Annotated in this window: 17 protein-coding genes, 1 tRNA gene and 2 pseudogenes; 12 read left to right on the top strand and 8 right to left on the bottom strand. The window is 67.8% G+C overall.

Features of this window, described 5'->3' with window-relative positions:
• On the bottom strand, nt 1-1128 hold the full coding sequence (locus LXM90_RS11105; protein WP_020095035.1) for a Gfo/Idh/MocA family protein: 1128 nt from the start codon (nt 1126-1128) through the stop codon (nt 1-3).
• Nucleotides 1129-1386: 258 nt separating this feature from the next.
• On the opposite strand from LXM90_RS11105, the gene LXM90_RS11100 reads away from it, so the two are divergent.
• A complete protein-coding gene (locus LXM90_RS11100; RefSeq protein ID WP_020095034.1) occupies nt 1387-1551 on the top strand; it encodes a hypothetical protein in 165 nt (54 codons plus the stop codon).
• A gap of 408 nt (nt 1552-1959) precedes the next feature.
• Here the strand turns inward: LXM90_RS11100 and LXM90_RS11095 are convergent, their stop codons facing one another.
• Nucleotides 1960-2916: a zinc-dependent alcohol dehydrogenase family protein gene (locus tag LXM90_RS11095; RefSeq protein WP_020095033.1), complete on the bottom strand. Its 957-nt coding sequence runs from the start codon at nt 2914-2916 to the stop codon at nt 1960-1962.
• Nucleotides 2917-3011: 95 nt separating this feature from the next.
• On the opposite strand from LXM90_RS11095, the gene gcvA reads away from it, so the two are divergent.
• Nucleotides 3012-3902, top strand: a complete 891-nt coding sequence (gene gcvA / locus LXM90_RS11090; protein ID WP_234082750.1) for a transcriptional regulator GcvA — start codon at nt 3012-3014, stop codon at nt 3900-3902.
• A gap of 323 nt (nt 3903-4225) precedes the next feature.
• Here the strand turns inward: gcvA and LXM90_RS11085 are convergent, their stop codons facing one another.
• The 5 genes and pseudogenes from LXM90_RS11085 to LXM90_RS32010 form a co-directional block, all read right to left on the bottom strand.
• The gene (locus LXM90_RS11085) at nt 4226-4489 is read right to left on the bottom strand and encodes a hypothetical protein (RefSeq protein WP_234082749.1); all 264 of its coding nucleotides are present in this window, start codon (nt 4487-4489) and stop codon (nt 4226-4228) included.
• Nucleotides 4449-5237 (bottom strand): glycosyltransferase, encoded by a 789-nt coding sequence (locus tag LXM90_RS11080; RefSeq protein ID WP_234082747.1) that lies wholly within the window; start codon nt 5235-5237, stop codon nt 4449-4451. The genes LXM90_RS11085 and LXM90_RS11080 overlap by 41 nt, the downstream gene beginning before the upstream one ends.
• Before the next feature lie 589 nt (nt 5238-5826).
• A complete protein-coding gene (locus LXM90_RS11075) occupies nt 5827-6450 on the bottom strand; it encodes a glutathione S-transferase family protein (protein ID WP_083916200.1) in 624 nt (207 codons plus the stop codon).
• 314 nt (nt 6451-6764) lie between these two features.
• Entirely contained in the window at nt 6765-7751 is a 987-nt protein-coding gene (locus LXM90_RS11070) for an NAD(P)H-binding protein (RefSeq protein ID WP_042672400.1), read from the bottom strand.
• 290 nt (nt 7752-8041) lie between these two features.
• Nucleotides 8042-8194 (bottom strand): annotated as a pseudogene (locus tag LXM90_RS32010) (peptidase S24); the annotation flags it as partial.
• A gap of 1085 nt (nt 8195-9279) precedes the next feature.
• Between LXM90_RS32010 and LXM90_RS11060 the strand changes: the two are divergent.
• From LXM90_RS11060 to LXM90_RS11030, 7 genes and pseudogenes are all read left to right on the top strand, one after another.
• Complete coding sequence (locus LXM90_RS11060) at nt 9280-9468, top strand: nuclease (RefSeq protein ID WP_234082745.1); 189 nt, start codon at nt 9280-9282, stop codon at nt 9466-9468.
• A 572-nt stretch (nt 9469-10040) separates the two neighbouring features.
• Nucleotides 10041-10211, top strand: a complete 171-nt coding sequence (locus LXM90_RS11055) for a hypothetical protein (RefSeq protein ID WP_170855082.1) — start codon at nt 10041-10043, stop codon at nt 10209-10211.
• Between the two features lie 92 nt (nt 10212-10303).
• Nucleotides 10304-10495, top strand: a complete 192-nt coding sequence (locus LXM90_RS11050; RefSeq protein ID WP_234082744.1) for a hypothetical protein — start codon at nt 10304-10306, stop codon at nt 10493-10495.
• A 254-nt stretch (nt 10496-10749) separates the two neighbouring features.
• Nucleotides 10750-11336: pseudogene (locus LXM90_RS11045) on the top strand (IS3 family transposase); the annotation flags it as partial.
• Between the two features lie 309 nt (nt 11337-11645).
• Nucleotides 11646-11879: a hypothetical protein gene (locus LXM90_RS11040; protein WP_158684234.1), complete on the top strand. Its 234-nt coding sequence runs from the start codon at nt 11646-11648 to the stop codon at nt 11877-11879.
• A gap of 36 nt (nt 11880-11915) precedes the next feature.
• The gene (locus LXM90_RS11035) at nt 11916-13322 is read left to right on the top strand and encodes an MATE family efflux transporter (protein WP_234082743.1); all 1407 of its coding nucleotides are present in this window, start codon (nt 11916-11918) and stop codon (nt 13320-13322) included.
• A gap of 328 nt (nt 13323-13650) precedes the next feature.
• Nucleotides 13651-14472 carry an oxidoreductase gene (locus LXM90_RS11030; protein WP_234082741.1) on the top strand — a complete coding sequence of 274 codons (822 nt, stop codon included), beginning with the start codon at nt 13651-13653 and terminating at the stop codon, nt 14470-14472.
• A 534-nt stretch (nt 14473-15006) separates the two neighbouring features.
• On the opposite strand, the gene LXM90_RS11025 is transcribed toward LXM90_RS11030, so the two are convergent.
• Nucleotides 15007-15084, bottom strand: a tRNA-Pro gene (locus tag LXM90_RS11025).
• Nucleotides 15085-15223: 139 nt separating this feature from the next.
• Between LXM90_RS11025 and LXM90_RS11020 the strand changes: the two genes are divergently transcribed.
• From LXM90_RS11020 to LXM90_RS11010, 3 genes are all read left to right on the top strand, one after another.
• Nucleotides 15224-16504: a glycosyltransferase family 4 protein gene (locus LXM90_RS11020; RefSeq protein WP_234082739.1), complete on the top strand. Its 1281-nt coding sequence runs from the start codon at nt 15224-15226 to the stop codon at nt 16502-16504.
• Between the two features lie 166 nt (nt 16505-16670).
• Nucleotides 16671-16991: a rhodanese-like domain-containing protein gene (locus LXM90_RS11015; protein WP_020092179.1), complete on the top strand. Its 321-nt coding sequence runs from the start codon at nt 16671-16673 to the stop codon at nt 16989-16991.
• Nucleotides 16992-17136: 145 nt separating this feature from the next.
• Nucleotides 17137-18291, top strand: coding sequence for an efflux RND transporter periplasmic adaptor subunit (locus LXM90_RS11010; RefSeq protein ID WP_026604779.1), 1155 nt, complete (start codon nt 17137-17139; stop codon nt 18289-18291).
• The last annotated feature ends 97 nt before the right edge of the window (nt 18292-18388 follow it).

Raw genomic sequence — 18388 nt, 5'->3', positions numbered from 1 at the left:
CTAGAACCTGGATCTCAGCTGGATCACGGCGCCGCCGCCGGCATTCTGCATGGCGAGCGCGATCTCGGTGATGTGCAGCACGAACCGCGCCGGGAGCGGCGCCGGAACGCCCGCCCGGATCGCCGCGGCCTGGGCCGCGGGTCCGCGGGCGAAATCCATCTGCGACGGGTAGCTGGGCAGCTTGCCCCCGAAGCGGGGAGTCGGCAGCTTCCGACCGAGGAAGATCCGCCCGGGCAGGTAGCGCTGGATCCGGTGCAGCAGCCGGCCGAGCCGCCCGGGCGCCTCGCCGCTCGGCGAACGGAGATAGACCGGGCCCTGGCTGGCCCACGAATCGGTCACGGTCAGGACGCCCCGGTCGCCGATGATGTGCAGGGAGCGGTCCTGCGGCGCGACGAGGCCGCAGGTGATCCGCGCGACGACGCCGGATCGGAACTCCAGGCACGCTGTCGAGAAGTCGTTGGCGACCGAGTCCGGGGGCTGGCCGGTGCCCTTGTCTGGGTACAGGCGCGACGCGAAGGCAGTCATGCGCTCGACCGGGCCGAACATCAGGCTCATCCAGGTCAGGTAGTAGCCGGCGTGCTCCAGGGTGCAGCCGACCCGGTACTCGTCCTCGGCCGGCCAGGGGGCGCCGGTCACGCTCCGCCATTCATGCACCGGCTCCTGGAACACCGGCCCGTCCTCCAACTCGGCGTAGACGAGCCGGACCGACCCGACCTGGCCGGACGCGACGGCCTCCCGCACGGTCGCGCCCGCCTCGCCCAGGATGCTCGCGGGCGCGCCGCTCAGCGAGAGGCCCTTCGCCTCGGCGAGTTCCACCAGCGCTTCGGCCTGGGCGTACTCCATGGCGAGCGGCTTCTCGGAGTAGACGTGCTTGCCGGCCTCCAGGGCGGCCTTGGTCACGACGTAGTGACTGTGCGGGTTGGTCAGATTCAGGATGAGGCCGATCTCCGGCTCGGCGAGCAGGGCCTCGAGGCTGTCGAAGGCGCGGGCGTTGTAGTGACGGCAGAAGACGGCGCGCCGCTCCGGGTCCCGGTCGTAGACGCCGGCGAGGCGCAGTTCGGGGTGGTTCACGAGGGTCGTCATGTAGAAGTCGGCGACGTAACCGCAGCCGACGATCCCGATCTGCATCTCTGTCCCTGAAGGTCATCCGCACCGGATTCGGGTCGTAGCGGCAGCGCTCCGTTCCGCGCCTTCATCCATTGGGCGTAGGATCGACGCGCCGAGAGCTCAGCGACGCTCTCCGGCGCCCGAATTCGGCGCCCATGTCTCGGCAGTACACGGCGCTCGGGCCGCAGGCGCTGACGCTATTCGGTCGAACGCGCGTTTAACGCTCCGTTTACCGTACGGTCCGACAGTTCGGGTGCAACCGGAGCCCCGTGGACAGCCATGCTCGATGTCGCCTTCTGGTGGTGTGTGGCCGTGGCTTTGACCGGATCGGTCGGCCTCGTCGGCCTGGCCATCGTCGCCGGCCGGAGCGGCCGCTCGCAGCCGCGCGGCCTCAAGCTTACCCGGACCGAGCCCCTCGTGCTCCGTCACTTCGGGCGCGCGTAGGTCGGCATTCGACCGGCACCGGCCGAGTATCCGGCGTCTCAGATCTTTAAGTTCGCGGTCGGGTCGGGTTCCCGCCGGGAAGATCCGTCGTGCCCAGGTCGCGCGAGGATCCCTGACCCTCAACCGGTTCACCCCGGTCGACGTAGCCGTCGGGCACCACCGCCTGGGATCCCTTCGATGGAAGGCGGGTCGGGATCGGGCCGGTCGCGGTCACCGGAACGGACGTAACCGAGGTCGTCGACGGCAGGATCGCGTGCCTCCGGGTGCCGCTCGACCCGCCGACCGGTCGGGCTTGCCACGGTGCGACATCACCGTTTCCGCGGGTTCGATCTCAGGTGAGCCGCTTCCCTTCGCGGCGCCGGACGCTGCCGGTGTCACGTCAGGGACAGCGATCGAGGTCTGGCCGCCTCACGATCTCACCCGGAGCACGATCTTGCCTCCGAGCCGACCCTCCTCGGAGCGCGCGTGGGCGCTGGCGACCTCGTCGAGGGGAAACTCCAGGCCGACTCGCGGCACCACGAGGCCGCGCTCGAGGAGGCGCGTCACGGCGTCGAGCTTGCGGCCGTCCTGGCGCGAGAAGACGAAGTGGTAGGTGGCGTTCCGGCCCCAAGCGTCGATGAGGTTCTGAGGCGTCGCGGTGTCGACCAGGGTGACGACGCGCCCGTCCTCGCGGAGGATGCGCGGGGAGCGCGCGAGCGTGTCGCGGCCGATCGTGTCCAGGACGACGTCGACGCCCCTGCCCTCGGTCAGGCGATCGACGGCGTCTACATAGTCCTCGCGCTCGAAATCGATGACGGCGGAGGCGCCGAGCCGCTCGACGCGCGCCACGTCGCTGCCGCGCGCCGTCGCCAGGACCCGTGCCCCGATGGCCTTCGCGACCTGGACGGCGATCGCCCCGACGCCCCCGGCACCGCCGTGGACGAGGACGGTCTCTGTGACCTGCAATCGGGCCCGCTCGACCAGCCCTTCCCAGACGGTCACGCCGACGAGGCTGACGCTCGCGGCCTCGGAATGGGTGAGGTTGACCGGCTTGCGCGCGACGATGCCGGCATCCGCGACGTGGTACTCAGCGTACGATCCCGGACCGCCGAAGATCCGCGGCGTGTAATAGACCTCATCCCCCGCGCGGAACTCGGTCACGTCGGATCCGACCTGGTCGACGACGCCGGACACGTCGTGCCCGATGATGGCCGGCAGCGCGACCTGAGCGGCGTAGTCGCCGCGGCGGATCTGGCCGTCGAGCGGGTTGATCGACGTGGCATGCACGGCCACGCGGACCTGCCGGGGTCCCGGCCGAGGGTCTGGCAGCTCCCGGAGCTCGAAGCTGTCCGGCCCCCCGAACTTCGTCAACACCATCGCCTTCAAGAGAGCCTCCCGTCCTGACCGGCCAACCTTGTGTCAGCCGGGCTGCGGGATGACGAACGCGTTCTCCTCACGAGGCCGATGAGCTACGTTCAGCCATGACGATGCGGAGATCGCTTCCTCCCCTCGCGGCGCTCCGGGCCTTCGAGGCGGCCGGGCGCCGCCTGAGCTTCCGCGCTGCCGCCGACGAGCTGGGTGTCACGGCGACCGCCATCAGTCATCAGATCCGGCTTCTCGAGCAGACCCCGGGGCTGCGTCTCTTCCACCGCGAGACGCGCCGGGTCCGGCTGACCGCCGAGGGCACCGTTCTCCTGCCCGTGCTGCGCGACGGTTTCGACGCGTTCGCCCGAGCCATCGATGAGATCCGCGGCCGGCACGCGGCCGGCGTTCTCACGCTCTCGGCCCCGACCGCCTTCGTGGCGAAGTGGCTCGTGCCCCGGCTCGCCGACTTCCGGGCCGCGCATCCCGGTTGCGATCTGCGACTGCACGCGTCCGACAGCCTGGTCGACTTCGCCCGCGACGGCGTGGACGTCGCCGTCCGATACGGGCCCGGTCCCTATCCCGGCCTCGACGCGCACAGGCTGGTGGTCGACCGGGTCGCACCCGCTTGCAGTCCGCGTCTCGCCATTCGATCCGAGAGCGATCTGGCCCGCCACCCCCTGCTGCACTTCGAGTGGCCCGACCTGACCGACGAGACGCCGACCTGGCCGGCCTGGCTGCGGAAGGCCGGGATCACCGATATCGATGGCGGTGCGGGCATCCGCTTCAGCGACGAAGGTCACGTCATCCAGGCCGCGATCGCCGGTCAGGGCATAGCGCTGGTCTCGGTCGTACTGACCGCCGACGACCTAGCGAGCGGCACGCTGACTCAACCCTTCGGCCCCGTCCTCGACGCGCACCCCTACTGGGTCGTCCACCCGCGACATCCGGCCCAGGCGGGACGCGTCGGGGTGCTGATCGACTGGCTGCGCAACGCAGCCATCCGGTGACGCAGGACCATGTGGCGAGGTCTGTATGACGGTTCGCGAGCGGCCATCCGTCGGCGGTTCGGAAATCTTTGTTCGGGGCGGGACCCGGCATCTCGACCATGAGGTGGCGACCGTCCGAAGCGTTGGCCCAAACTCCCTGCTCGATCGCAGTGCTCGTCGTGGAGCGTAATTTTTGCCGATCGCCGGTAAATCTCGGCGTCATAGCAAGCCTAAACCCAGTGTCCGGTAAAACCGAAGCTTAAGTCAGAATGACAGGCGATGCTGTGTCGTAAAGGCGTGGATGAAGACGTTCGACGGGACCTGTTGCAAGCCCGCCAAGGCGGTCAACGACGAAGGAGTGCGAATCTGAGATCTTTCGCGATCGATCGCCATCGTGGACGGCCGTTGTGAACCGCCCGATAGGTTCCACCGGCGACACGTGCCGACAGGCCCTGGAGTGCCTCCAGGCGCGTCTCAGTTCGATAGATCGCTTCGCGCTTCTCGAGCTGGTCAAGCGCGCTGCGAAAGAAAGCGGCCGCCCTTGCCCGATCGAAGAGTGGAAAATGCTCAGCCGTCGCTTCCGGAAGCCGCTCGACGATATCGATCATGGCGGTCGTGGCTTCCCTGTAGGGATCCAAGCCCCCAAGCTACCGTCCTCCGACCCGCGCTCCGCTCGCGCTCACCGTTTCCGAACAGATTATGGGCGTGCTGCCGATAGCGGACCAGGGGTACATCGATCTCGACGGTCTGACCGACGACTTGCGCCAGGAACATTACCCAACGGTCGTGAGCGATCATCTCGCTGGGGACAATGAAATCGATAAAACGGTCATCGACATCCCACAGATCCAAGAGTTCTCGTCGAAAGACGATCGAAAATCCGAAGAACGTCAACCACGGATCGTAGGTGAGCGGTTTTCTGAGGCCGGTACGATGAATGCCTTGCCGAAAGACGCCAAGCTCGCGATTGTTGGAGTCGATAGTGATGGCCGTATGGGCGATCATCGAGACGCTGCGATCGTCCAGATAGGGTGAGCAAAACTCGATCTTCTTCGTGTCCCAGATATCGTCCTGATCGCAGAAGGCGACGAATTTTCCACGCGCCAACCGAGCGGCTCTCAAGAAATTGCTTCGAAAGCCGAGCGCGGGCACGTTCTCATGGATTTTGAACTCGGTTGCGCTGCCGCAAGAGAGATTTCGGACAATTTCTAGCGTGTCATCCGTAGATGCATCGTCGGAAACGATGATCTCAAGAGGATGTACTGTTTGCCCGACGAGAGTTTCAAGCTGTTCGCGGATAAATCTCGATCCGTTATGCGTGGCAAGAACAACAGAAACACCATGTTCATATCGCATGATGATGTCCTGACGAAACGGATTGCTATCTTCTGCGGTCGGGGCAACAATCAGACCATCTCTCGGTCACGGGTGGCCTCTCGAGTTCTTGCTATCGGGTGAGCGCGTATTCATTTGGGGCCACAGTCTTAATCGAACGGATTTGGATGAAAATAAATAAACGTAGCTGTGGCGGCCGAAGCAGATATTCTGCTCCCTTCTTCCGGTAAGATGCCGACCAAGAACGTCTTTCTTAAACTCGAGAGTGGCGCTTTGCGCCGACGCGGAGGCTGTTGATTTATCATCTTAGTCGTCGGTACTGTCTATAGCCTTCGCCACAAAAAGCAAGAGCGCTAATGAAGTTCTTGTTCTGCACGTTCCGATCATTGACCTGTACCCGCCGGGGGCCGGAAGGGATATCGACGCGGCCGGATGACGGCGTGCGCTCCGACAGATCCGCGACGCCGAAGCTGACCGGCGGGAATCCACGCCACGTTGCCGATTCGCAAGCTACCCAACCCAGGCGTTCGGAGAGCGGTCGTTGCCTGCCGAAAGCCGCCACTTATCGATCGTCCAGCAACCTCGGATTGAAGGCGCGGTTGGCATTCCACTAAGGAATCCCATTCGCCCCGTGGTCTCGGTAGCCGGATCGAGCGAGAAGGCGATCATGATAGGCCGAGACGGCGGGATAGCTCGGGCGCTCCATTGGCGTCATGCGCCAACGGTTTACGGACAAGCCGAGAACGACATCCGCCAACGTGAAGGCTCCTCCGGTCACATAAGCTCCGGTTGAGGAGAGATGGTGGTCAAGGATCCCCATATTCGCGTTCCAGGCCTCGACCCCCGCCACTATCCGGTCTGGATCGGCGTAGGCCGGATCACGACGAACGAGGCCGAGGAAAGCCGCCCGCCAAGACGCGTTCAACTCGGTCGCTTGCCAGTCCATCCATTGTTCAACCAGAGCGCGTCCACGTGGGTCAGCAGGGAGCAGATCCGTCCGAGTGGCGCTCGCAGCGAGGTAGCGGCAGATCGTATTTGACTCCCACAAGGCCCCTGCCGCGTCTTCAATCACGGGCACGAGGCCGTTCGGGTTGCGAGCCAGAAATTCCGGGGTATCCGTTGCTTGGAAACCGCTGCCGTAGTCCTGGCGATCGTAATCCAATCCGATCTCGGCACAGGTCCAAAGCACCTTGCGAACATTGATCGAACTGGCCTTGCCGAGAATGCGGATCATGGGAGCGGGTTAGCCAACGCTGGAATGATGAAGAGACGGCCACAGAGGGCGTGGTTGCATCTTCCACCCGCGGAGTTAACCGCCCTTGTCTCAAGTGCGCAAAGCGGATGCAGCGAGCGACCTCGAGAGGATCTCGAGCGATGTCTACGGCTACGCCCGCTTCGATGCGTCCACAATCCAGATGCGGTCGGGCAGGGAACCATTCATCTGAGACGTTGGGGAGAGCCATGCGCGGCGGCAGAAGCTGGCCGAAAGATGCCGGTCTGCTCCGGAGTGAAACTGCCGGAAAAGCCGACACCTCCTGTCGCGCGTCGTCAGAACACCGCGTGGTCGCCGCGCTCGGCGACCGCCTCGCCACGGACCACGCGCGCATAGTAGTCGAAGAGCGTCTCCGATCCCGTCGACGGAGTGGCCTGGGCATCGTATCGCCCGGTCGCCGGGTCCAGGACGAGCATGGACTCCGTCGCGTAGTAGCGCCCGATCCGCGCGAGTTCGGCCTTGGCGGCCAGGGCCGGCACCCATCGGCCCATCGTCGTCAGAACGGCGACGATCGCGTCCAGCAGCACGACCGGAATGTGCGTGAAGCGCGGTTCGCGCCCCAGAAGGGCGAAGAGCCGCTCGCCCTGCGCGCGCGGCGTGATCGCCTCGCCCGGGCCGCCGATCGGCAGAACGCGATTGCGGCGGTCCCCATCGTCGAGGCAGTCCGCGAGATAGCGGCCAAGGTCGTCGTCGCTGATCGGCTTGCAGGCCGTCAAGGTCCCGTCCCCGAACACCAGAAATGGCTTGCCGCGTTTCACGCGTTCGATCTGTCCCGAGAGCGATTTGAAGAAGGCGGTGGGCCGAACGATCGTGTAGTCGAGCCCCGATGCGATCAGCTCTGCCTCGAAGGCGCGCTTGGCGTGCTGAAAAGCGAGGATCGGCTTCTGGACGCAGATCGCCGACAGAAGCACGACATGCGTGACGCCGGCCGTCCGGCCCGCGTGCAAGGCCTCGACCTGCGCGCCGTAATCGATCGCCCAGGCATCGTCGGGCAGCCCCGTGCGCGAGGCGAGGCACGACACCAGGGCGTCGAAGCGTTCGCCGCGGACACCGTCGCGCGCCAGCGACACCGTGTCGGTCAGATCCACGATGCGCGCGGTAGCGCCTGAGGGGATTGCGGTTTCGGCAGGGCGCCTGACGAGGCAGACGACCTCGTGGCCGCGCGAGACCAGTGCCCGAACCGTTGCCCGGCCGATTGTGCCGGTTGCTCCCAGGAAGAGGACACGGCGCGGCCTCACACCGTCCGGTCGATCCGCTTTCATGATCGCTTCATCACGACGTTCAACCATCCTAACGCGACGGCGACGCTTGCGCTGCCCCGTCGAACGGCGAAAGAGAAGATACGACGGGATTGGCAGAATGATCCGCGTCAATCTTGACGTTCAGCTGCGCGAGACCGCCTGTCCAGTGTCGACCCTTGGCCTGAGGTGGCTTCCGCTCTCCACCCCAGGCAGTCGCGAAGCCGGACGGTGCGCACCCTGTGAGTGCGCAACCGGCAGTTCGCTCACTTGCGTCGCGCAACGCGGGGTGCGCAACGCGAACTTGCCGGCGCCCTCCCTGACGAGCCCGCGCTACGCCGCAGGAAGGTGGCGGGCGGGTTCGGCACGCGCCAGCGGGGCAGTTCCAGCGCGCCTTCGAGGAACTGTCGGCCGCGGACAGGACGCCGGCGCGGGCCGGGAGCGGGGTGGCGAAGAAGGCCGAGAATCTGGCCAAGCGGATGCCGGACGCCGGATGCCGGGCGCAGCGGCGCCGAAGGTGGTGGCCGGCGGTGAGACCGGCGAGGCGGAGAGCGTCACGATTTCCGGTCAGTGGGGTACAGATCCCCGACGACGTCGCCGACAGCCTGCAGGGCTGATCGTTAGCCGCGCCCCTCGGCCGCGAACCCCCAGACCGGCCGTCTCGAGAACGGTCTCTTCGTCTCGCGATCGGCTTCGAGCCGGTCAACGCGAGGGCGATTCGAACGGCACCACCGTCGCCATAGGCTGAACGATTCCGGTCGTCGCTACACTGACCGGTCGACCAAATGTCTGTGCCCAACTCAACTGAATGACGCTGATTCTTTCTTGTCCGACAGATCGTCTCCGAGATATCTCACTACGTCGACGTTTAGAGAAGCCGATCCAGCGCACGACCGGATGCGCGCACTTGTCGCGTGAACCAAGCGATTGCCCGATTTGATACCGAACGCGGGTCGAGCACTTGCACTTTTGTCTCACGATACACATGGAATGCGGCTCCCTCCGGCAGCAGTGAGGGCCACTGCAGAATTCAGCCGGACGAGCTGGATCTATATTTCGACACGATGATCCTCGATGTCGGCCAGATGATAATTCAGTAATAATTTACCTATCGATGATGATATAACATTGTCTGCTTGAGCTGAAATCGCAGCCAATGCGCGGGCATGCAACTAAATAACGTTCCCGCGGTGATACATTCGAGCGCGAATGGTGGTCTCGCACAGGCGAAATGCTCGACGGTCCCGCGACGAACTCTCCATTTCTGGACCAGCGAGACGCCTGCTCCGATCAGTCACCCTCGGGGTGCACCGGGATGCGCACCGCCGTTGCTGCCCCCCTCGATAGCGCTGTCGCCGAGGGAACAGGCTGCGGGTGAGGTCAGGCTGACCGGTTTTTATCGCTGCGGGCTGATCCCAGCGTTTGCCGATCGGCCGCGTTTCGGTCACCGACGGCGACACCGGGGTGATCTGCCGGACCCGCATCCGCCGTCGGACTGGAAGCGTGCTTAGTGCGCCAGTGGCGTCGAGACCGGCCGGAAATGGAGAAGCCCGTGGCGCCCACGGCAGCGCTCACGCGGGCTGTCTGCGCGATCGAGGGCGACATCCCGCGCAAGGGCGACGAGATCGACCAGCTTCCCGGAAGCAGGGACTACGACCGGACCATGATCGACACGGGCTCCGGCGAGCGCTTACTCTGCCGCGAGGTCGAGGCCGCGGGCTGGCGAGCGGCGCGCGGGTGATGGACGCGCCCGTCCCTGAACTTCCCTCGACATGAACCGTTCCTGTGCCACAGCAATCGCAGGGACGACTTCATGACTCGCACGCTCGCGGCGCTCGCAGGAGCCTTGTCCATCGCCCTGGCCGCGCCGGTCTCAGCGCAAACGGTGACAGGCGGCGCTGGAAACACCGGGGTCGCCCCGCCGGCGACAACCGGAGGTGCCGGCCCGGGTGCCCGGGATCTTGGACCGAGCCCGGTCACCCGTGGAAATGAGGCCAACCCGAGCAACTCGTCGATCCCGGGCACGACGCCGGGCGTCAACATTGGCGGCACCCCCACGAGTGGGCCGCCCGGCACTGGCGGCACGTCGGGCGGCCCGTCCCTCGGTCGGTAAGTCCGCTCGGCCCCGCCCCGATCTGCTCACGGGGCGGGGGAGCGCCTGATCTCACCAGCGTGTGAGCCGAGCCGATACGCAACGCGGCCCGGCGGCAGCTTCGCGGCCGGCGGTTACCGGGCGGTATCCCGTGCACCGAAAGCAAGTTTTAAGATTACCGTTCTATATGTCTGACATCGCATTGCGTTCCGATGTTGACCATGACCCTCGCGCTGTTGGCCGTCCTGATTGCCGGGGCGCTGTGTCTCGGAATGATCTCCGCGTTCCTGCCGTTTCAGCGTCCGCGCGAGGAGATCGAGTTGGCAGAGTTCACCGACGACGAATTCTTCGACATCGGCGGCCCGATCATCGATTTGCAGGCGACGCGCTAAGGGCGCTCGACACGGACTCGCCATTCATCGGTCGGCGGGGCATCGAGAGGCGCGCCACGGCGCGCCGGGCAGGTCAAAGCGAGAGGTGCTTCGTGGACCCCCAGCCATTCACCATCGACACCGAGGCCCAGGCTCAGACGTACCTGACCGATCTCCTCAACAATCCGAAGAACCGGTCGATGAGCGAGATCGCGAGGCACTGCACCCTGCGGGTCCGCAACCCGAAGATCAAGGCGTTCTTTCTGACCGAGGGCGCGAAGATGCTCGCCGAGATGAAAGCCTAGGGGCGAGACAGGAAAGCTCCGACCGGCGAACCGGATGGCCCGTCCGGATTCGAGCCCCGGCGGGCGTGCAGCGGCAGCGAGAACGTCCCGCGCGGCGGTGCCGTCGGGGCTGAAGGCGGTAGCCTCGAGGGCATGCCGAGGCCCGGTCGACGCGTGGGCAGGCGGGACGGTTTAAGCCTCCGACGAGGACGGCGCCCGGCCTGCGTCCAGGCTGACCTGACCGGCCGCCTTCGGACCGAGCTGATCGAGAGGATCTGCCAGGACCGGAGGAGCCGGACAGGCGGCGCGGTCGGACGACGCGCGCGGAGCAGGGCGCGCCGAAGCTGCACCAGATCGAGGTGCAGACAGCCCGGGGCAAGAACTTGGCGCTTGCGTGCGAGGAAGCGGAGATCTCTGAGCAGAGTGCCTCACGCTGGCGCAAGGCGTACGCCGGTCTCCGAGTCGATCAGGCTCGGAAGATGAAGGATCCAGACCGCGAGAAGGCTCGGCCGCGGCGGCTCGTGGCCGATCTGACCTTGAAGAAGCAGATGTTGGCGGACGTGGCGGCCGGAGCCTCGTAGCATCCGAGCGACGCCGCTAGGCGGTTGCAGATATCCGGGAGAGGTACGGTCTTCCGGAACGCCACGCCTGCCGGACCGTCGACCAGCGCCGCGGCACGCGACGCGATGTGCCCTCCGTGTCGGCCGAAGAGGACGCGTTGACCCCTGCCATCATCACCCTGGCATCCGAGTGCGGGCGCTGCGGCTGCTGCCGTGTCACCGCACTGCTGCGAGCGGATTGCTGGCAAGCGGGCCAGGATCGGGTTCGGCGCATCGGGCGTCGCGAAAGGCTCGAGGTTCCGCAGAATCCCTTTGACCAGGGAGGGCGTGACGACCGCGCGTCGCGACGGCCGGGAGATCGGCGCTGACACAGGCAACGCCCCGGGCTTCGAGGACCTCGCGTGGGCCCCGGGCCTCGCCGACCGCCGGCTCGGGATGCGCGGCCCGATTGTCCAAGAAAGCCTCGCTTGGCAGATGGGAAGGCCGTTGACGATAGATGACGATCATAATAGATTATGGGCGTCATATCAAACCGTCGAGGGCCCGCGGGGGAGCCGGCGATGGATGCGGACTGGTCATCGTACGCACCGGCTTGGCCGGCCCGGATTTCCGTGACCCTGAAGCCAGCCTTGGTCCAGGCCTCCGAGGTCGCGCCGGCCGCGGGGATGGTCGAGGGTAGCGGCGCCGAGATCGAGGGCCTTGAGCAGTTCGGAGGCCCCATCGGCGTGACCATCGTCGACGCCAACATCCAGGTCTCGGATGGCCGGCCGGGGCTCCTGTCCAATACCCCCGAAGCCGGACGAGGGGGCCCGACCTCCCGAGTCCGCTCCTCGGGCATCGCGTAGCCGGCCGCCGAAGCTGTCACGGACGAGGAAGCCCTCATGGACATCAGGACGCGCCGACTGCTGACGGCCCCTCTCCTGCCGACACTGGCCCGGATGGCCGTGCCGAATGTCGCGGTCATGGTCGTCCAGACCTCCATCGGCCTGATCGAGACCTACTTCGTCGCCGAGCTCGGCACCGACGCCCTCGCCGGAATGGCGCTCGTCTTCCCGGTGGTCATGCTCGTCCAGATGCTGTCCGCGGGCGGCATGGGCGGCGGCATCCAGTCGGCGGTCTCGCGCACCCTGGGCGGCGGTCGGCAGGACGCGGCGGGTCTGCTCGCGTGGCACGCCGCCGCCATCGGCCTCGGCCTCGGTGCGGTGACCAGCCTGCTCGCCTTGACCCTGGGACCGCGCCTCTACGCGGCGATGGGCGGTACGGGTGCCTCGCTCCGGGCCGCGACGGCCTACGCGACCGTCGTGTTCGGCGCGGCGATCCTGATCTGGCTGTTCAACGCGCTGGCGGCGGTGATCCGCGGGACCGGCAACATGGCGCTCCCGGCCGGCGTCACCTGCGCCGGGGCCGTCCTGCTGATCCCGCTCTCGCCCGCGCTGATCTTCGGGTGGGGGCCGTTCCCCCGCCTCGGGGTCGTGGGCGGCGGTGTCGCCTTCGCCGCCTACTACGCCGTCGGCGCCACCGTCTTCGCCGCCTACATCTGGTCCGGCCGAGGTGTCCTGCGCCCGAGCCCTCGCCCGCCGAGGCTGACCTGGGCGCCGTCCCGCGAGATCCTGCACGTCGGCCTGCTCTCCGGCATCGCCAGCATGACCTCCAACGTCACCGTCATCGCCGCGACCGGCTTCGTCGGGACGGCGGGACCGGCGGCGGTGGCGGGATACGGGACCGGCGCGAGGCTTGAGTACCTGCTGGTCCCCCTGGTGTTCGGGCTCGGCTCGCCGATCGCCGCCCTCGTCGGGACCGCCCTCGGGGCCGGGATGCACGCACGCGCCCGTCAGGCCGCGCTGACCGGCGCCCTCGTGGCGGGTGTCCTGACGGAGGCCATCGGCCTCACGGCCGCCCTCCATCCTGCCGGGTGGCTCGGCCTGTTCGGGCACGATCCGGCGATGCTCGCCACCGGCTCGACCTACCTGCGCGTCGTCGGACCGTTCTACGGATTCTTCGGGGCCGGCCTTGCCCTCTACTTCGCGGCCCAGGGGGCCGGGCGTGTCGGCTGGCCGCTCGCCGCGAGCGTCCTTCGGATGGCCGTGGCCCTGGGGGGAGCCTGGATCGCGGCGAGGCTCGGGCTGGGCTTGGTCGGGATGTTCGTCGCCCTCTCGGCCGGCTTCGTCGCCATGGGCCTCGTCAACGCGGCCGCCTTCGCGACCGGCCGGATGTTCCTGGCGGAGCCCGCGCCGAGCACATCCCCTGTTCCGCCAAGCCTTACGGCGGCCGCCAATTCGGGACGCTGAGACGAGGCCTGCGACGCGGACGAGGCCGATGGGTGTCGGCGCCTCCGAGGCGAACGGCGTCCGCGTCCCGGGGCCGCGTCTCCTTCGGGATGAGCGGGGCGCCCGCCTGTCTCGAGGCGACGGTGCTGGGAGCACCCGAGGAGCAGTTCGGCAGGATCCTCGAACCGACCGACCCGCGCTCGTGATCCATGACGGAGATCGCCGATGAATCCTCCGAGACCCTGGACCGGATTGGCGAGGCCCTCGGATCTGGCTTGCTTTCAAAAATGATGACCATAATTTATATCGAGCCGCGGCGGGCAAGGTGCCGCGTGGATCGGAGGGCGATATGAGCAAGGGCAGCATCAAGACCGCGGTGGTCACAGGCGCTTCGTCCGGCATCGGGCTGGAAACGGCGAAGGCCCTTCAGGCTGCGGGCTACCGCGTATTCGGGACCAGCCGGAGGGCGTCTCTGGCCGTGGACGGCGGGATGGCCACCATCGTCTGTGACGTCACCGATGAGAGATCGGTCACTGAGATGGTCGAGACCGTCTTCGGCGAGACGGGGAGGATCGACCTCCTCGTGAACAACGCCGGCTTCGGCATCAGCGGCGCGGCCGAGGAATCGTCGGTCTCGCAGGCTCAGGCCATGTTCGACGTGAACCTGTTCGGCGTCATCCGGACGACCCGCGCCGTGCTTCCCCTGATGCGCGCGCAGAAGGGTGGCCGGATCGTCAACGTCAGCTCTGTCCAGGGCCTGATCCCGGCCCCCTACATGGCGCTCTACGGCGCCAGCAAGCACGCCGTCGAAGGCTACTCCGAGTCGCTGGACCACGAGGTTCGTGGGCAAGGGATCCGGATCGTGCTCGTCGAGCCCGCCTTCACCCGGACGGCCTTCGACCGGAACCTCGTGCGCCCCGACGCGCCGCTCGGCATCTACGAGGCGGAGCGCGCCGGTCGGGACCGGTTCCTGAGCGAGGTCATGAAGTCCGCCGATGCGCCCGAGGTCGTGGCGAAGGTCATCGTCGAAGCCGCCACCGCGACGAGCCCGAAGCGCCGTTACACGGCGGGCCCCAAGGCGAAGCAGGTCAGCCTGCTGCGCCGCTTCGTGCCGGCCACCGCCTTCGACAAGAGCTTCCGCAAGGAGATGCGCCTCCCGCAGGTCCCGTGATCGCGAGTCCGGAGAGGTCGCGGATCCGGCGCGTGTCGGCGTGCAGGGGTTGAGATCGGCCGGGCGCCAGCGCCGTCGATCCTGACCCTCCGCGCCGCGTCGCGCGATGGCGAGTTTGGGCAGCGCGGAAGGGAGTTCTCACCAGGCACACCGACAGCACCCGCAGCTCCGCACCGCTTCGTCGACGTGTGGTGGAATGATCCGATCTGGCCAAGGCAGGGCGAAGCCTGGACGGCCGCGCCTACCTGCGGGCGATGAAAGTCGGGGAGGCGCGCCTCCGCCGCCGGCCGCGCTGCCGGGGATCCAAGTCGATCGCCTCGTCAGAGAGCTCGGCGGCCTCGTGAAGCGCCGAGACGGTCGGGTTCGAGGCCATGGGCTTCGGCGACCCTTCGCCGCCAGGAATGCACCGACCGAGAACAGACCGTGGGTGGCTCTGGTGGCCCATAGTGCCCACGTGCACCGCGCGTTCCGCCTTTGCTCGCGGACTGACTAGCGATCGTTCCAGGACAGAGCCTTGTTGCCCAAAGGCTTGAATGGTCGGAGTGGCGGGATTCGAACCCACGACCCCTAGTCCCCCAGACTAGTGCGCTAACCGGGCTGCGCTACACTCCGACGCCGCTAGGGCTCGCGGCTCTTAGCCTCCGCGCCGCGCCCGCGCAAGCCCTTCGGCGCGCGGGCCGCGCGGATGTGCTGGCTCTCGCGGGTCAGGCCCGCTACGGGGAGGCCTCGCCCCCGCGATTGCCAGAGGATCATGACGGACCGACCGATCGCCTTCGATCTCACGCGCCTCGTCACGCGGCTGCGCCACGCGAGCCCGTCGGGCATCGACCGCGTCGACCTCGCCTACGCGCGCGCCTATCTCGGCCGAGCGGAGACGGGCGTCGGCGTCGTCTCCACGGCGTTCGGACCGCGCATCCTCGACCGCGCGCAGGCGCTGGAGATCGTCGAGGCCGTGGCGGCCGGCTGGGTCGAGGACCGGGACGCCGCGTCGGACCCGGTCTACCGGCGGCTCGCGTCCCGCTGCGGCGATCCCGCCGCCGCGCCGGCGCCCGGCACCGCACCGCAGGCCGGGTCCGCCGACCGGCGGCGGATCCAGGCGCGCAAGACCGTCGACATCGCGCTGCGCGGCCGGTCGGTCGCGATCCTGCCCCGGGACGCGCTATACCTGCACACCTCGCACCTGCGCCTCGACGACCCGCGGCGGTTCGACTGGCTCTATACCCGGCGGGACGTGCGGGCGGCGTTCTTCGTCCACGACCTCATCCCGATCACCCACCCGGAATACGGCCGGTCCGGTGAGGCTGACCGGCACCGGGCGCGCCTGCGCACGATCGGGCGGCACGCCTCCGCCATCCTGGTGAATTCGGAGGATACCGGCCGGCGCACCCTCGCGCATCTCGCCGCCGAGGGGTTCGGGCGGCCGCCGGTGGCCGTGGGCCATCTCGGGGTCGAGCCCGCCTTCGGCCACGCCGGGCCCCGGTTCACCCCCGACCGGCCGACCTTCCTGGTCTGCGGCACCATCGAGTCGCGCAAGAACCACCTGCTGCTGTTCCAGATCTGGCGGCTCCTGGCCGAGCGCCACGGGGCGGCGGCACCCCGGCTCGTCGTGGTCGGGCGCCGGGGCTGGGAGGCGGAGAGCGCCATCGACATGCTGGAGCGCTGCCCCGGCGTGCGCGCCCACGTCATCGAGGCCTCGGGATTGTCGACCCACGGTCTGGCGGCACTGATGCGCAGCTGCACCGCCCTGCTGATGCCGTCCTTCACCGAGGGCTACGGCATCCCCGTCGTCGAGGCCGCGGCCTCGGGGCTGCCGGTAATCGCCTCTGACATCGCCGTCCACCGCGAGATCGCCGACGGCTTCGCGCTGTTCCGCGATCCCCTGGACGGTCCGGGCTGGATCGAGGCGATCGAGGCGCTCGCGCGGCCCGACGGGTCGCTCCGCGCCGAACTAGCCGGCCGTCTGACCGGGTACCGGCCGCCGGACTGGCCCGCGCATTTCGCGGCCGTGGCGCCGACCCTCGCGGCGCTCTGACGGCGACCGCCGATCCGCGCCGGACCCAGACGCCTGCCCGCCGGCCGACGGTCGCGGCCCGCGACCGCGGGACGACGACGCACGTTGCGCCGCCGGAGTCTGACGAATAAGGAAAAGCGTCAGTCAGCCAGCCTGGCCGAGAGCGGGCGGAACGGAGATCCTGCCGATGCGGGTGGTCGACCTCGATCGCGAGACGGTCAAGCAAGGGCTCGATGACGGCTCGATGCTGCTCATCGACGTCCGTGAATCGCACGAGTACGAGGCCGGGCACATCCCCGGCGCCGTCTCGCACCCGCTCTCCGGCTTCGACCCGCAGGCGGTCGCGGCCCTCGTCGCCGAGGACGGCCGGCGGGCGGTGTTCTCGTGCGCCTCGGGCGTCCGCTCGGTTCACGCGCTCATGGCGGCGCAGAATGCCGGGCTCGACCTCGCCGAACACTACAAGGGCGGTTTCAAGGACTGGTACAGCGCGGGCGAAACTGTCGCCTAATCTGCCGTTTCAATCCGGCTCGCGGGACCGTGATGTGCGTTCGCGCACAAGCAACACCGTCGACCGCGGGTTACGGCGCACCCGCGGCGGAACAATCGTCAAGCTCGGCGCGACCGGACGGTCGGCCAACGGACAGCAGGACCCGATGCGCAGCCGGCTTCCCAGCCTACTCACCGTCTTGTCTGGCCTGATCGCGGCTCTCGCGGCAGGCCCCCTCGCGACTTCGGCCCGCGCGCAGGCGCCGGGCGGCCCGCCGCCCAAGGTCACCGTGGCCAAGCCCGTGGTGCGCCAGATCGTCGAGCAGGATCAGTATACCGGCCGCTTCGACGCGATCGATTACGTCGAGGTCCGCGCCCGCGTCACCGGCTACCTCGAGAAGATCAACTTCGTCGACGGCCAGACGGTGAAGAAGGGCGACGTCCTGTTCGTGATCGACCGGCGCCCCTACAAGGCGGCGCTGGAGCAGGCCCAGGCGGCCCTGGCCTCCGCCAAGGCGCGCCAGTCCTTCTCGCAGACGGACCTGGAGCGCGCGCAGACCCTGTCCCGCAGCGGCAACATCTCCGAGCAGGTCACCGACCAGCGCCGGCAGGCCTCGCAGACCGCCCAGGCCGACGTCGACAGCGCCCAGGCCGCCCTCAACAACGCCCAGCTGAACTACGACTTCAGCGAGGTGAAGGCGCCGATCAACGGCCGTATCAGCCGCCGCCTGGTGACCGAGGGCAACATCGTCAGCGCCGACCAGACCATGCTGACGACGATCGTGTCCCTCGACCCGATCTATTTCAGCTACACGGTCGATGAGAAGTCGTTCCTCAAGTACCAGAACAGCCTCGGCATCGGCATGGGCCAGACCCAGCAGGGTAAGGGCGTGCCGATCCTGATCGCCCTGTCCGGCGAGGCGAAGCCCACCCGCAAGGGCACGCTCGACTTCGTCGACAACCGCGTCGACAACGCCACCGGCACGATCCTGCTGCGCGCGACCGTCCCGAACCCCGACCTGTTCATCAAGCCCGGCCTGTTCGGCATCGTCTCGATGCCGGCGACCAAGCCGTTCCAGGGCATCCTGCTGCCCGACGACGCCGTGGCGGCCAATCAGGACAAGCGGATCGTCTACATCGTCGGGCCCGAGAACGTGATCCAGCAGAAGGACGTCGTGCTGGGACCGAAGGTCGACGGCTACCGGGTGATCCAGTCAGGGCTGAAGGGCGACGAGACCGTGGTGGTCAACGGGCTGTCTCGTGTCCGTCCGGGCGCGAAGGTCACCCCCGAGACGATCGAATTGCCCCCGAGCAAGACCTGAGCCCGCGCGGCTCGACACGAACGCCTTCGTGCGCGCCGCGCGGCGCGCCCCGCACCGACGACGCAGGGCCCCGTCCGGGAGACCGGCGGGCCTCAGA

It is taken from the genome of Methylobacterium oryzae (genome assembly GCF_021398735.1).
Classification (GTDB): domain Bacteria; phylum Pseudomonadota; class Alphaproteobacteria; order Rhizobiales; family Beijerinckiaceae; genus Methylobacterium.
This window is presented reverse-complemented; position numbering and strand designations above follow the sequence as displayed.